This window comes from Nissabacter archeti, from assembly GCF_018257325.1.
GTDB classification, from domain to species: domain Bacteria; phylum Pseudomonadota; class Gammaproteobacteria; order Enterobacterales; family Enterobacteriaceae; genus Chimaeribacter; species Chimaeribacter arupi.
This window is the reverse complement of the sequence record NZ_JAERKB010000007.1, coordinates 42,595-56,346: the sequence shown is the minus strand read 5'-3', so window position 1 is coordinate 56,346 and position 13,752 is coordinate 42,595. Positions and strand designations below refer to the sequence as shown.

The 13,752-nt window shown below is 59.5% G+C and carries 15 protein-coding genes and 1 pseudogene; 11 read left to right on the top strand and 5 right to left on the bottom strand.

The window, feature by feature from the left end; translation table 11 throughout:
• Positions 1 to 38: 38 nt before the first annotated feature.
• The 4 genes from JK232_RS10595 to JK232_RS10580 form a co-directional block, all read right to left on the bottom strand.
• Complete coding sequence (locus JK232_RS10595) at positions 39 to 455, bottom strand: hypothetical protein (protein ID WP_079205245.1); 417 nt, start codon at positions 453 to 455, stop codon at positions 39 to 41.
• A 23-nt stretch (positions 456 to 478) separates the two neighbouring features.
• Positions 479 to 1,099 (bottom strand): response regulator transcription factor, encoded by a 621-nt coding sequence (locus tag JK232_RS10590; RefSeq protein WP_101858422.1) that lies wholly within the window; start codon positions 1,097 to 1,099, stop codon positions 479 to 481.
• Positions 1,100 to 1,353: 254 nt separating this feature from the next.
• Positions 1,354 to 2,334: a VOC family protein gene (locus JK232_RS10585; protein ID WP_072929195.1), complete on the bottom strand. Its 981-nt coding sequence runs from the start codon at positions 2,332 to 2,334 to the stop codon at positions 1,354 to 1,356.
• A 171-nt stretch (positions 2,335 to 2,505) separates the two neighbouring features.
• Positions 2,506 to 3,396 carry a LysR family transcriptional regulator gene (locus JK232_RS10580; protein WP_101829409.1) on the bottom strand — a complete coding sequence of 297 codons (891 nt, stop codon included), beginning with the start codon at positions 3,394 to 3,396 and terminating at the stop codon, positions 2,506 to 2,508.
• Positions 3,397 to 3,518: 122 nt separating this feature from the next.
• Here JK232_RS10580 and JK232_RS10575 point away from each other — a divergent pair, with 122 nt between their 5' ends.
• Positions 3,519 to 4,238: a pirin family protein gene (locus JK232_RS10575; protein ID WP_072929193.1), complete on the top strand. Its 720-nt coding sequence runs from the start codon at positions 3,519 to 3,521 to the stop codon at positions 4,236 to 4,238.
• Positions 4,239 to 4,296: 58 nt separating this feature from the next.
• Here the strand turns inward: JK232_RS10575 and JK232_RS10570 are convergent, their stop codons facing one another.
• Complete coding sequence (locus JK232_RS10570) at positions 4,297 to 5,217, bottom strand: LysR substrate-binding domain-containing protein (RefSeq protein WP_101829407.1); 921 nt, start codon at positions 5,215 to 5,217, stop codon at positions 4,297 to 4,299.
• A 276-nt stretch (positions 5,218 to 5,493) separates the two neighbouring features.
• Between JK232_RS10570 and JK232_RS10565 the strand changes: the two genes are divergently transcribed.
• The 10 genes and pseudogenes from JK232_RS10565 (at position 5,494) to JK232_RS10520 (ending at position 13,727) form a co-directional block, all read left to right on the top strand.
• A complete protein-coding gene (locus tag JK232_RS10565; protein ID WP_101855186.1) occupies positions 5,494 to 6,843 on the top strand; it encodes an MFS transporter in 1,350 nt (449 codons plus the stop codon).
• Positions 6,844 to 6,889: 46 nt separating this feature from the next.
• Positions 6,890 to 7,639 (top strand): SDR family NAD(P)-dependent oxidoreductase, encoded by a 750-nt coding sequence (locus JK232_RS10560; RefSeq protein WP_072929187.1) that lies wholly within the window; start codon positions 6,890 to 6,892, stop codon positions 7,637 to 7,639.
• 13 nt (positions 7,640 to 7,652) lie between these two features.
• On the top strand, positions 7,653 to 8,522 hold the full coding sequence (locus JK232_RS10555; protein ID WP_072929185.1) for a transketolase: 870 nt from the start codon (positions 7,653 to 7,655) through the stop codon (positions 8,520 to 8,522).
• The gene (locus JK232_RS10550; RefSeq protein WP_072929183.1) at positions 8,519 to 9,520 is read left to right on the top strand and encodes a transketolase family protein; all 1,002 of its coding nucleotides are present in this window, start codon (positions 8,519 to 8,521) and stop codon (positions 9,518 to 9,520) included. Before JK232_RS10555 ends, JK232_RS10550 begins: the two co-directional genes overlap by 4 nt.
• Positions 9,521 to 9,659: 139 nt before the next feature.
• A pseudogene (locus tag JK232_RS10545) lies at positions 9,660 to 9,926 on the top strand (type II toxin-antitoxin system RelE/ParE family toxin); the annotation flags it as partial.
• Complete coding sequence (locus JK232_RS10540) at positions 9,926 to 10,228, top strand: HigA family addiction module antitoxin (protein ID WP_212589146.1); 303 nt, start codon at positions 9,926 to 9,928, stop codon at positions 10,226 to 10,228. The pseudogene JK232_RS10545 and the gene JK232_RS10540, both read left to right, overlap by 1 nt.
• A 201-nt stretch (positions 10,229 to 10,429) precedes the next feature.
• On the top strand, positions 10,430 to 10,660 hold the full coding sequence (locus JK232_RS10535) for an AbrB/MazE/SpoVT family DNA-binding domain-containing protein (RefSeq protein WP_212589145.1): 231 nt from the start codon (positions 10,430 to 10,432) through the stop codon (positions 10,658 to 10,660).
• Positions 10,661 to 10,819: 159 nt separating this feature from the next.
• Positions 10,820 to 12,208, top strand: coding sequence for an aldehyde dehydrogenase family protein (locus tag JK232_RS10530; RefSeq protein WP_212589144.1), 1,389 nt, complete (start codon positions 10,820 to 10,822; stop codon positions 12,206 to 12,208).
• A 133-nt stretch (positions 12,209 to 12,341) separates the two neighbouring features.
• Complete coding sequence (locus tag JK232_RS10525; RefSeq protein ID WP_072929177.1) at positions 12,342 to 12,569, top strand: tautomerase family protein; 228 nt, start codon at positions 12,342 to 12,344, stop codon at positions 12,567 to 12,569.
• A gap of 111 nt (positions 12,570 to 12,680) precedes the next feature.
• The gene (locus JK232_RS10520; RefSeq protein ID WP_072929174.1) at positions 12,681 to 13,727 is read left to right on the top strand and encodes an NAD(P)-dependent alcohol dehydrogenase; all 1,047 of its coding nucleotides are present in this window, start codon (positions 12,681 to 12,683) and stop codon (positions 13,725 to 13,727) included.
• Positions 13,728 to 13,752: the final 25 nt, after the last annotated feature.

The window sequence follows — 13,752 nt, the reverse complement described above, 5'->3', positions numbered from 1 at the left end:
CTAGGCCGCAGCACGCCGCCCGGCGGCGGCGTGAGGCTTCAGGCGGCCGGGTTACCCGGCAAGGCGGCGAGGTGGCGGCGCAGTTCGCCGTGGGCCATCGCCACGGCGGGGGAATCCTGCAAGGCGGCGAGGTATTTCTGGTGGAACGCGCTGGGATTGTCCGCGCCGGGCGTCAGTTGCTGTTCGATGCGGCGTTGGTAATCCTGCACCGTGCTCTGTTCCACCCCCTGCTCTTTATCATCCAGACGCTCATCCAGCCCCACCAGGATCTCAGAAATCTGCTGGAGCCAGGCGAATTGCGGGTGGCTGGTCAGCAGTTGCAACTGGTCAAACGCGCTGCCTGCCGGGCCAAACTGGGCCAGTTCACTCTCCACCAGCGTTTTGTGCAGCCTGCGCAGCAGGGTTGACATCGTTCTCAGCTGCGCGCGCGGGTCAGGCGGGGTGTGGGTCGTCAAGGGCTTCTCCTTTGAGAACAGAATTAACGGCTTTGGGATTTCAGGATATTCAGGCGCTCCGCAGCCCGGACTAAATCCGCCAGCGAGCGCGCCTGCATTTTTTCCATCACACGGCGTTTATGCACTTTGGCGGTGATTTCACTGACGCCCAGCGCATTGGCGATCTGTTTATTCAGTAACCCGCCGATCGCCAGCTCCAGCACTTCGCACTCGCGCGGCGTCAGGGTCTGATGCCGCTGCCGCAGCGCCAGGTGCTCGCAGGAGAGCGTGAGGTTCTTCTCCGCCAACTGCAAGGCATCGGCCACCGCGTTCAACAGCTGGTCGGCCATCACCGGTTTGGTCAAAAACTCATGCGCCCCGGCTTTCATCGCCTTGACGGACATCGGAATGGTGCCGAAGCCGGTCAGGAAAATTATCGGGATGGCGTGGCCGTTGTTATGCAGCGTTTCGGCAACGTCAAAGCCATTGGCGACCGGCATATTCATATCAAGAATCAGGCAACTGGGTACCGGGCTGAAGGGGTGCGCCAGAAACGCCTCAGCAGAGGCGAAATCCGCCACCGTATACGCTGCTGACTCCAGCAAGCGGACAAGCGAACGCCTGACCGCCTCATCATCGTCCACCACATACACTATCTGATCCATCGTTAAGTCCTGTTTTTGCCGTGGGTCAGCCACACGGGCCGCCCAGCCAGAATTACCGCGATCATGAAGTCAGAACCACCAGATTGATTTAGTAGGATATTATGACTTTATAATAATGAGTATGGATATAATGAGCGAATACTTTATTTCGTGAAGAATTAAGCAAAATGCCATAAGGAAACCGGCCAGGTCTCCTTTTCAGCGGTTAACCTGACCGGATGGTCTCTTCCAACCTGCGCTGCTTGGGGCCTGCGTCAGCTTTTCAGCTGCGGCGGGACGGGCGGCGTGCCGTGGGTATGGAAGGTGTCGATGGTTTTCAGCCCCCAGGCCTGCCCTTTTTTCCGGTCAGCCTCTGTCCAGACCACGGTTTGCCAGTCCGGTGCCAGGATCAGCCGGGCGCCGGAGTTTGCCAGCTCCACGCGGTTGCCCGCCGGCTCCCAGACATACAGGAAAAAGGTGCCCTGAATCGCGTGTTTATGCGGGCCGGTCTCAATGTGGATGCCGTTTTCCAGAAAGATATCGGCGGCGCGCAGAATGTCTTCACGGCAGTCTGTGGCGTAGGTGACGTGGTGCAGGCGGCCGTTACCGCCGCCATGCTCTTCGGTACAGGCCAGATCATAGGTTTTATTGTTGACGGTAAACCAGCACCCGCCGATACGGCCGTTATCCAGTTGGATCATCTCTGTCACCCGCGAGCCGAGGCAGGTTTCCATGAATTTTTTAAATTCCGTCACATCGGCGGCCAGCAGATTAAGATGATCCAGGCGGCGCGGGCAGGCACCACGGCTATGGTAGCGCTGCGCCAGATTTTTCAGCGACGGGCGTTCACCTGCTTCGGCCTGGTAGCGCACGGTATCGTAGTAAATCTCAAAAATATGCCCAAACGGATCGGCAAAGCGGAAAGCGCGGCCGTGCCCCGGATCGTCATCCACCCAGCCGATCACCTCATAGCCACTGGCTTCAATCGCTGCGACACGGCGCATCAGGGCGGCCTCAGACGAGGCGCGGTACGCGATATGCCCGACGCCGGTGGTGTGGTGGCGCGTGAGTTTCAGCGTATGGAATTCGTAATCATCCCAGGCGCGCAACCACGCATGGTGCTCTGTCCGGGCCGACACCGTCAGGCCATACACATTGACAAAGAAATCGAGGCTCTCTTCAAATTTGTCAGTGTAAAGCTCGACGTGGGCCAGATGGGCAATATCAAAACAGGGTTCCGGCAGGGAATTTGTCATCGTCATCATTCTCGTGGTGTAGGCATACAGCGTTAGGCATTATGAAAAAGCAGGGTAACCGCCCGGTGCCGGACGGGGCAGACGGTTTGACCTTATCGTGGTATGCGTTTTATTTATACTGTGATCGCGGTAACAGCACCGGCCTGCCGGACAACAGGCCGGTATGCGCCCTTACTCCTCCCCCTGCGCCTTCAGCCGCGCCTCTAAAAATGACAGGAAAACACGGGTAACCTCGCTGCGCTGGCGGTGCTGGGAGTAGAGCGCGTTCAGGCTCAGCGGCGCGGGGTGGTGCGCGGCCAGCACCGGCACCAGGTCGCCGCTTTTCAACGCCGGGCCGACGATAAACGCCGGCAGCAGCACCAGCCCCAGCCCGGCGATCGCCGCGTCACGCAGCACTTCGCCGTTGTTGCTGATGATCGGCCCCTGCACATCGAGCATTTTGCGCTTGCCGTCCTGCACCAGTTCCCAGCCGGTCTGCCCTTCCCGCCCGTAACGCAGGCAGGCGTGCGCCAGCAGGTCCTCCGGCGTCTGCGGCTCCCCGGCACGCCTGAGGTAAGCGGGGCTGGCGCAGACCACCCGGCTGAGCCGGCCGAGGCGGCGGGCGATCAGCGTCGAGTCCGCCAGCGCGCCGATGCGGATCGCGATGTCAAACCCCTCACCAATCAGGTCCACCTGCCTGTCCCCCAGCTCCACCTGGAACCGCACCGCCGGGTGCAGGCTCAGGAATTCCGCAATCAGCGGCGAGAGGTGGCTCATGCCAAATGACATCGGCATGCTGATGCGGAACGTGCCGTGCAGCGCCTGGCGGCGTTCGCTGACGGCCTGTTCCGCCTCGTGGATGTCATCCAGAATGCGCTGTGCATGCTGGCCGAACACCTGCCCCGCCTCGGTCACCGAAAGCTTGCGGGTGTTGCGGATCAGCAGCCGCGCGCCCAGTGAGTCCTCCAGCGCCGCCATCCGGCGGCTGACGTACTGCTTTGACAGCAACAGCTGATCCGCTGCCGCGGTAAAGCTGCCGGCGCGGATCACGGTGATAAAAATACGAAGGTCTTCTATCTGCACATTGTCCACCATATTGTGACAGTGATTGTCATTACAGCCGATTGTTGGGCAAAACAGTTTACGTATACTTGTTCCCCATAGGAAGGGCAACCGCCTTTCACCCCATCACCAAGGAGAACACCATGATCGAGCAAAGACTGTCTGAACAACGTGGCCAGGGTAATCACGGCTGGCTGAACTCATACCACACCTTCTCGTTCGCGGGTTACTGGGATCCGAAACAGACCGGTTTCTCTGACTTGTTGGTGATTAATGATGACCGGGTTGCACCGTCACGCGGTTTCGGGGCGCACGCCCACAACAATATGGAGATCATCTCCTATGTGCTGGAAGGGGCGTTGGCGCACAAAGACTCCATGGGCACCGGCTCGGTGATTGTCCCTGGTGATGTGCAGCTGATGAGCGCCGGTGCCGGCGTCACGCACAGCGAGTTCAACCACTCCACCCGCGACGGGGTGCACTTCCTGCAAATCTGGATTGTGCCGGATGAAAAGAACACCACGCCGGGCTACCAGCAGGTGTCAGTGCCGGACAGTGAAAAACGCGGCCAGCTGCGCCTGATCGTCTCGCCGGACGGCAGCAACGGGGCGCTGCGGGTGCGGCAGGATGTGAAAATCTACGCCGGGCTGTTTGATGGCGATGAGCAGCAGACGTTTGCGCTCGGGCAGAACCGCTACGCCTATATCCATGTGGCACGCGGCAGCGTGAACATCAACGGTATCGCGTTTACCGCCGGTGACGGTGCGCGCGTCCGGGATGAGGCCTCGCTGACCTTCAGCGGCGGCGACCAGGCGGAAGTGCTGTTGTTTGACCTGCGCCCGCTGGAAGTCAATCACCCGTAAGCCTTGAGGCATACCCGGCCACCCGCTGCAAAGCGGGTGGCTTTTTTATGCCCGGCGTTCACAGCCGGAAACCGCCCTGCTGCAACTCCGCTTCCACCCAGCGGATAAAGGTGCTGACGTTGGCGCTGCGCTCATTGCTGTGCGGCATCACCAGATGGTGGGCATTCACCGGCAGCGTGAACGCCTCCCCAAACACCGGCACCAGCAAACCGTCACGCACATAGCCCTGGCTCAGCATGGCGCTCTCCAGAATCACCCCCAGCCCCATCACCGCTGCCTCAAAACTCATGTATGACCGGTCAAAACTCAGCCCGTAATGCGAGGCGTAACGCGGCGTATTGTGGTACTCGAACCATTTCTCCCAGTTCAGCAGGGTGCTGGTGGAGTGGATAAGCTCACAGCCCAGCAGGTCATGCGGCGTCGCGACCGGGTGGCGGCGCAGATAGTCCGGCGAGGCGAGCACCATCACCCGGTCATTCTTGATGGTCATCACGCGGTAGGCATCCCAGTCGGGGATGCCGTGCCGGATATCAATATCGATATTGTCCCGCGAAAATTGCAGGTTTTCATAAGAGCAGGAGAGATTAATCGTGATCTCCGGGTGCTGTTCCCGGAATGCGCCTAACCGCTTCATCAGCCAGATTAAACCGAATGAAGGCGAGGAGTGAACCCGCAAGGTTTGCTGGGCACTGTCATTAATCAGCTGGTCGGTGGCCCGGCCAATAATACTCATTGCCCCGGAAACCTCTTTTAAATATTTCTCTGCCGTTTTGGTCAGCGCAACCCCTTTTCCGTTACGGATAAAAAGTTTTTTCCCGATGAATTTTTCCAGGGCGGCAATCTGGTGGCTGACGGCCGACGGCGTAATATTCAGCTGCTCCGCCGCGGTATGGATACTGAGCGTATTGGCGACTTCCAGGAATGACTGGATATTCCTGAGCGAGGGAAGCGGCAGGTTTTTTTTGTCATGCGCTGTCATGGTTTACTCCGCTAAGCAATAAGCTGATGGCCGAGTGTGGTTGATTTCGCTGGTAAAAGTCGCCTGCTTGACGCCAGAGTGTGACGCAATGCACAAAATAGCCGCCTGCGCCTTTTTACTCCGTTTTTATGACGCCGCTCATGCCTCAAATTTTTCTCAGCTATAAATGAGATTCCTTAACTTCTGTTTTAGCGCAATGCCGTTATATTCGTATTTCACGCTAATGAGCCGAACCGAAAATCATAAAAAACGGTTGTTCTTATTAAGAGGTAAACCATGTCTCGCATAGAACACGCTGTCCCTTACACTGCTGCTAAAAAAACGAATTATCGGTTTGTGGTGCTGTCGCTGATTTTTATTGTGTATGCGATTAATTACGCGGATCGCACAAACATCGGCGCGGTATTGCCTTTTATCATCGATGAATTCCATATCAATAATTTCGAGGCGGGAGCCATCGCCAGTATGTTTTTCCTGGGCTATTCGCTCAGCCAGATCCCGGCCGGCTTTTTTATCGCGAAAAAGGGCATCCGGGGGCTGGTGGCGCTGTCGGTGCTGGGTTTCTCCGCCTTCACCTGGCTGATGGGCACTGCCGGTTCCGTGCTGGGGCTGAAGTGCATTCGCCTCGGGCTGGGGCTGACCGAAGGCCCCTGCCCGGTGGGGCTGGCCTCCACCATCAACAACTGGTTCCCGGCCAAAGAGAAAGCCACCGCAACCGGCGTCTATATCGCGGCCACCATGTTCGCGCCGATTATCGTGCCGCCGCTGGCAGTCTGGATCGCCGTGACCTGGGGCTGGCGCTGGGTCTTTTTCTCCTTTGCCATTCCCGGCCTGATTGTGGCGGCAGCCTGGTACCTGCTGGTGAGAACCCGCCCGTCGGAGAGCCGGTTTGTGTCAGAGGCGGAGCAGGCGTTCATCAGTGACGAACAGGCGCACCGCAGCACCGCGCACCAGAACAGCACAGCGCGGCCGAACATCGTGACAGCACCCCGTTTCACCCTGCTGGACAAGCTTATCCGCGTGAAGGCGCTGACACCGGTGGCGACCGTGAAGGGGCTGTTTACCTCACGCAATATCCTGGGCGACTGCCTGGCCTATTTCATGATGGTCAGCGTGCTTTATGGGCTGCTGACCTGGATCCCGCTCTACCTGGTCAAGGAGAAAGGTTTCACCTTTATCAGCATGGGGCTGGTGGCGAGTATGCCGTGCATCGGCGGCTTTATCGGGGCGATCACCGGCGGGTTTATCTCAGACAAGCTGCTGGGCCGCCGCAGAAAACCCACCATGATGTTCACCGCCGTAACGACCGTGGTGATGATGCTGATCATGCTGAATATCCCCGGCAGTACCGTCGCCGTCTGCACCGGGCTGTTCTTTGTCGGCTTCTGCCTGAACATCGGCTGGCCCGCCTTTACCGCCTACGGCATGGCGGTAGCGGACAGCAAAACCTACCCCATCGCCGCCTCCATCATCAACAGCGGCGGCAACCTCGGGGGCTTTGTGTCACCGATGGCGGCCGGTTTCCTGCTGGACTACACCGGCGGCTTCAACGCGGTCTTTATTTACTTCGGCATCTGCGCCGCCCTCGGCCTGCTGATTATTTGCACACTCGACGAACCGAAATAACCGTCACTGATAACCCGTTCTTACTTTCTTTATCCGGAGCTTACTTATGTTGTTAAAAGATAAAGTCGCCGTTATTACCGGCGCGGCCTCCCCACGCGGCCTGGGTTTTGCCACCGCCAGACTCTTTGCGGAACAGGGTGCCAACGTGGTGATTATCGACCTGGATGCCGCGGCCAGCCGGCAGGCCGCCGCGACGCTTGGCGACGCGCACCTGGGGCTGATGGCCAACGTGGCGGATGAGGCGCAGGTGAGCGCGGCCGTCGAGCAGGTGCTGGGCCGCTACGGCCGCATCGATATTCTGGTGAACAATGCCGGGATCACCCAGCCGATCAAAACCCTGGACATCAAACGCGATAACTACGACGCCGTGCTGGATGTCAGCCTGCGCGGCACGCTGCTGATGTCCCAGGCGGTGCTGCCGGCGATGCGCACGCAACAGGGCGGCAGCATCGTCTGCATCTCCTCGGTGTCCGCCCAGCGCGGCGGCGGGATCTTCGGCGGCCCGCACTACAGCGCGGCCAAAGCCGGGGTGCTGGGGCTGGCGCGCGCCATGGCGCGGGAGTTCGGCCCTGACAACATCCGGGTCAACTGCATCGCGCCGGGGCTGATTCAGACCGACATCACCGCCGGCAAACTCTCCGATGAGATGAAACAGACCATCCTGAGCGGCATCCCGCTCAACCGCCTGGGCGATGCACAGGATGTGGCACGCGCCGCGCTGTTCCTCGGCAGCGATCTCTCTTCTTACTCCACCGGGATCACGCTGGACGTGAACGGCGGCATGTTAATCCACTAAGCGAGGCTGCACCATGTCCCAGATTGATACCGAAAACACCGTGACCGGCATTGAGGCGGTGGCCGCCGCCGCGTGGCGCATCCGCCGTTACGCCCTGCGGATGGGCGAAGTCCAGGGCCAGGGCTATATCGGCCAGGCGCTGGGTTACGCGGATGTGCTGGCGGCAGCCTTCAGCCACGCCATGACCTACCGCCCGGAGGAGCCGGCGTGGGAGGGGCGCGACCGTTTCCTGCTTTCCCACGGCCATTACGCCATCGCCTGTTATGCCGCGCTGATTGAGGCGGGCATCATCCCGGAAGCGGAGCTGGAGACCTACGGCTTTGATGACAGCCGCCTGCCGATGTCCGGCATGGCGACCTACACCCCCGGCATGGAGATCTCCGGCGGCTCGCTGGGCCAGGGGCTGACCATCGCGGTCGGCATGGCGCTGGGGCTGAAGCAGAAGCGCAGTGCCTCCTGGGTGATCAACTCCATGTCAGACGGCGAGCTGGACGAGGGCGCGGTCTGGGAAGCCGCGCTCTCAGCGGCGCACTACGGGCTGGATAACCTTATCAACCTGGTGGACATCAACCGCCAGCAGGCGGACGGCGACTCACGCAAAATTCTGGGCTTCGAGCCGCTGGAGGAGAAGTGGGCCGCGTTTGGCTGGTATGTGCAGCGCGTCAACGGCAACGACCTGCCGGCGGTGATCCGGGCGTTTGATAACGCGAAACAGTGCCCGGAAAACCAGCCGCGGGTGATCCTGTGCGACACCCTGATGGGCAAGGGGGTGCCGTTCCTCGAAACCCGCGACAAGAACCACTTTATCCGTGTTGATGCCGATGAATGGCAAAAAGCCCTCGCGGTGCTGGATGCCAACACCCCCACAGGAGCGCACTTATGAGCCAGACCACCCAGACCAAACCCCGCCTGACCACCTCCGCGATGATTGCCTCGATTGCTGAAGAGGGGCAGGCCACGCGCGCGGCACCGTTCGGCCATGCGCTGGTGCAACTGGCGAAGCAGCACCCGGAGATTGTCGGCATGACGGCCGACCTGTCGAAATATACTGACCTGCACATTTTCGCCCAGGCTTACCCGGAACGTTTTTTCCAGATGGGCATGGCGGAACAGTTGCTGATGGGGGCCGCGGGCGGCATGGCAAAAGAGGGGTTTATCCCGTTTGTCACCACTTATGCGGTGTTTGCCACCCGCCGCGCTTATGACTTTATCCACCAGGTGATCGCGGAAGAACACCTGAATGTCAAAATCTGCGCGGCACTGCCGGGGCTGACCACCGGTTACGGCCCAAGCCACCAGGCGACGGAGGATCTGGCGATAATGCGCGGCATCCCGGGCATGACAATCATCGACCCGTGCGATGCCCTGGAGATTGAGCAGGCCGTCCCGGCGATGGCCGCCCATGCCGGGCCGGTCTATATGCGTTTGCTGCGCGGCAAAGTGCCGGTAGTGCTGGACAAATACGACTACCGGTTTGAAATCGGCAAAGCGCGGCTGCTGGAAGAGGGAAATGATGTGCTGATCATCTCCTCCGGCATCATGACCATGCGTGCGCTGGAGGCAGCGGAGAAACTGCGCAAAGACAACGTCAGCGTGGCGGTGCTGCACGTGCCGACCATCAAGCCGCTCGATGAGAAAACCCTTCTTGAACAGGCCGCCAGACCGGGGCGGCTGGTGCTGACGGCGGAAAACCACACCCAGCCAGGCGGGCTGGGCGAGGCGGTGGCTGCCCTGCTGATGCGCAATAAAGTCTGGGCGGATTTCGATGCCATCGGCCTGCCCGACGCGTTCCTCGATGCCGGCGCCCTGCCGACCCTGCACGACCGATACGGCATCTCCACTGCCCGCATGGTGGAGAAAATCAAACAGCGGCTGGGGTAATCTCCCCGATTCTTTTTCCCCCGCGGCGGCGGGGGTTGTCATTCTCTTCGCATCCCTCGCAATGGCACCTCTGCTATAACACACAAACATTTTATGGTTTTTCATAGCCGGACTGTTTCTCAACGTGATAAAAAGTTAGAAACATAAGGGCTTACAAAAACGCTTTGAAAAAGGCGATACAAGCGGAGTCCAGGCAAAAGATGTGGAGCGCATTAAACTCCGTTTGCTGGTACTTGATGAGGCGGCAACCATTGATGAATTTAAGCATTATCCCGGCTTTAAATTTCATTCGCTGAAGGGGGACAGACAAAACCTTTTTGCGATTACCGTCCGCGCCAATTGGCGGATCACCTTCGAATTCAAAGAGGGTGATGCCTATATACTTAATCTTGAGGACTACCACTGATGACCATGATTAACCCCCCCCATCCGGGCGGCTTGATCGCGGAATACCTGGAAGACTATGGCGTCAGCCTCCGGGCCCTGGCGCGTGACCTGGATGTCTCTCCCTCGGCCTTGAGCAAGGTTGCGACAGGTAAAACGGCGATCAGTCCCGATATGGCCCTCCGCCTTGAAGCAGGATTAGGCATTGCCGCTCGCCTGTGGCTGGCAATGCAGGCCGCCTATGACCTCAGCCGCGCCCGCGCCGTGCTTGACCTGTCGCGGGTTGTGCCCTCGCCCCACGCGCACAATGCACTGACGCATTAAGCAAGAAGCCCGCGGTTATGCGGGCTTATTAACGGATATCCTTAATGATTTCCTCCCGTCATCTCTGACATTTCATGCCCTTCAGCACCTTCCCGCAGATAAAAGTGATAACGGACACGTTTGCAGAGCCAGGATATAGGCAAAGGCCTCTGTAAAATTATGCTTGGCACGCTGAGCAGGCGTAAGAATCAGGAGGGAAACATGAAAACCGACGCTATGTTTAAAAAGGGCAGTAACCGGGCGGTATGCCCTTCCCGGCATGTGAACAGGGAGGGTAGTGACGAAACTGAAATCATCCAGGGTGATGATTCCACTCTGTTGCCGCAGGCTAAACCCAGCTGGGGATCGTTTGCCAAAGAACGGCGCGCTGACGCAGACTTTATGACGACACGCGAGGATGTTATCAGCAACGCGGCGCGTGTTAATCGGTAAGCTCAGGGATACCCCCTCGCTGTTTTTATCATCGGTAGACACCTGTTCCCTGCCCCAACCATTCCCCATCACAGAACAACCCATTCATTATTATTCACTACAAAAGAACAATAATCAGTTTTACAGTAGGCTCATACTCTTAAAACAGCGAGCCGAATCATGCAAATGTCCTCCGATACCCACGCATTTTCTGTTAACCCCGCCAACGGTGAAAAGATTGCCGCCTATCCGTTTGTGACGGCTGACCAGATCGATCAGGCCGTTGAGAATAACTACCGCGCTTACCAGCAATGGCGCGCCCTGCCGCTGGCGGCGCGGGCGCAAAAGCTGCACGATCTGGCCGTCTCACTGCGCGCCCATGCGGAACCGCTGGCGCTGATGATGACGCTGGAGATGGGCAAGCCGGTGAACCAGGCGCGCGCCGAGGTGGAGAAATCCGCCGCACTGTGTGACTGGTATGCCGAGCATGGCCCGGCGATGCTGGCAACGGAACCGACCCTGGTGGAAAACCAGAACGCGGTGATTGAGTACCGCCCGCTTGGCCCGCTGCTGGCGGTGATGCCGTGGAACTTCCCGCTGTGGCAGGTGCTGCGCGGCGCGGTGCCGAGCCTGCTGGCAGGCAACAGCTATGTGCTGAAACATGCGCCGAATGTGCTCGGCAGCGCGCAACTGATTGAGAACATTTTCCTGCATGCCGGGTTCCCGGCCCATCTGTTTACCCAACTGAACGCCACCAATGAAGGCGTGAGCCAAATCATCAACCATCCGCGCATTGCGGCGGTGATGGTGACCGGCAGCGGCCGGGCCGGCAGCGCCATTGCCGCCCAGGCGGGCGCCGCGCTGAAAAAATGCGTGTTGGAGCTGGGCGGTTCCGATCCGTTTATCGTCCTGAACGATGCCGATCTGGATGAGGCCGTGAAAGCCGCCGTCGCCGGGCGTTACCAGAACAGCGGTCAGGTGTGTGCGGCGGCCAAGCGCTTTATCGTGGAAGCCGGGATCGCCGCGCGCTTCACGGAGAAATTTGTTGCGGCAGTACGTGCCATCAAAATGGGCGACCCGCGCGAGGCTGAGCACTATGTCGGGCCGATGGCGCGTTATGACCTGCGTGACGAGCTGCATCAACAGGTTCAGGACTCCCTGGCACAGGGCGCGACGTTGCTGCTCGGCGGTGACAAGCTGGCCGGCGCAGGCAACTACTACCTGCCGACGGTGCTGGGCAACGTGACCCCAGAGATGACCGCATTCCGTCAGGAGCTGTTCGGCCCGGTGGCCGCCATCAGCGTGGCGCAGGATGCCGACCACGCGCTGGCGCTGGCGAATGACAGCGAGTTCGGCCTGATGGCGACGATTTACACCGCCGATGCGCAGCGCGCAGAACAGATGGCAGCCGCGCTGGAGTGCGGCGGCGTGTTCATCAACGGCTACAGCGCCAGTGACCCGCGCGTGGCGTTCGGCGGCGTGAAGAAAAGCGGCTTTGGCCGGGAGCTTTCCCATTTTGGTCTGCATGAGTTCTGCAACATCCAGACCGTATGGAAAAACCGCCGTTGACCGGTTGCCGGGGGTGCCGCGCCCCCGGATCGCATAAATGAATAATCCTCATAACAGCATTATCGCTAGGCTGCTAAGCGATAAGCCTGCGATTGCCTATACTTGGCAAAGTCTGTGTTAAAGGAGAGAGAAAATGCCCCATGTGCTTGTAAAACTGGTACCCGGTAAAACCGAGGAGCAAAAACGCGCGTTGACCGACGCCATCTCCCAGAGCGTACAACAACATCTCGGCTCCACCGAGGATGAAGTCTCCGTGGCGTTTGAAGAGGTGCCGATGGATCAATGGGCTGAGACGGTCTATCGCCCTGAAATCGTCGGCGCGGCGGATAAACTCTATAAAAAGCCCGGCTATACGCTGTGATCGTGGCCTGCCTGACCGGGCAGGCACGCACAAACCTGATTCTTACATTACGCTGTATACGGGCGCCGCGAGGGTGTCCGTTTTCTTTTTTACATCAAGAGGTGGTAAACAATGAAAACCCAGGGCTATGCAGCACTGAAAGCGGGCGCACCGCTGGTTCCTTTCTCCTTCGAGCGTCGTGCACTGCGTGACAACGATGTCGCCATGGAAATCCTGTTCTGTGGCGTCTGCCACTCTGACCTGCACCAGGCCCGCAATGACTGGGGTATGGGCAGCTACCCGATGGTACCGGGCCATGAGATCGTCGGCCGCGTGACTGACATCGGCGCGGGCGTCACCCGCTACAAAGCCGGTGACCTGGTGGCCGTAGGCTGTATGGTCGATTCCTGCCAGACCTGTGACCAGTGCCGTCAGGGCGAAGAGCAGTTCTGCCGCGAAGGCATGACCCCGACCTACGCCGGTCAGGATCGCATCACCCAGGAAACCACCCAGGGCGGCTACTCCAAGCACCTGGTGGTGCGTGAAGAGTTCGTGCTCTCCGTGCCGGAGACGCTGGAACTCTCTAAAGTTGCCCCGCTGCTGTGCGCCGGGATCACCACTTACTCCCCGCTGCGCACCTGGGGCGTTGGCCCCGGCAGCCGCGTCGCGGTGGTTGGCCTGGGCGGCCTCGGCCATATGGCCGTCAAACTGGCAGCCGGTATGGGCGCGACCGTGACCGTTGTTGGCCGCAGCGCGGCGAAAGCCGACGATGCCCGCGCGCTGGGTGCTGACCACTACCTGATCTCTACCGATGAGCAGGCGATGCAGGAAGCGTACAACAGCTTTGACGTGATCATCGACAGCATCCCGGTGCGCCACGACGTGTCGGTATACATGCCGCTGCTGGATGTGGACGGGACGCTGGTGATGGTTGGCCAGATTGGCCCAATCGACGAGCAGAACACCATGCCGATGGTGTTTGGCCGCCGTCGCCTGGCCGGCTCCCTGATTGGCGGCATCAAAGAAACCCAGGAAATGCTGGATTTCTGCGGCCGTAAAAACATCCTGCCGGAGTGTGAAATCATCAACATCGATCAGATCAACGAAGCCTTCGAGCGCATGGAGCGTTCTGACGTGCGTTACCGTTTCGTGATCGACATGGCATCCCTTTCTGCCTGATGCGTCACCCTGCCTGATGTCCCAC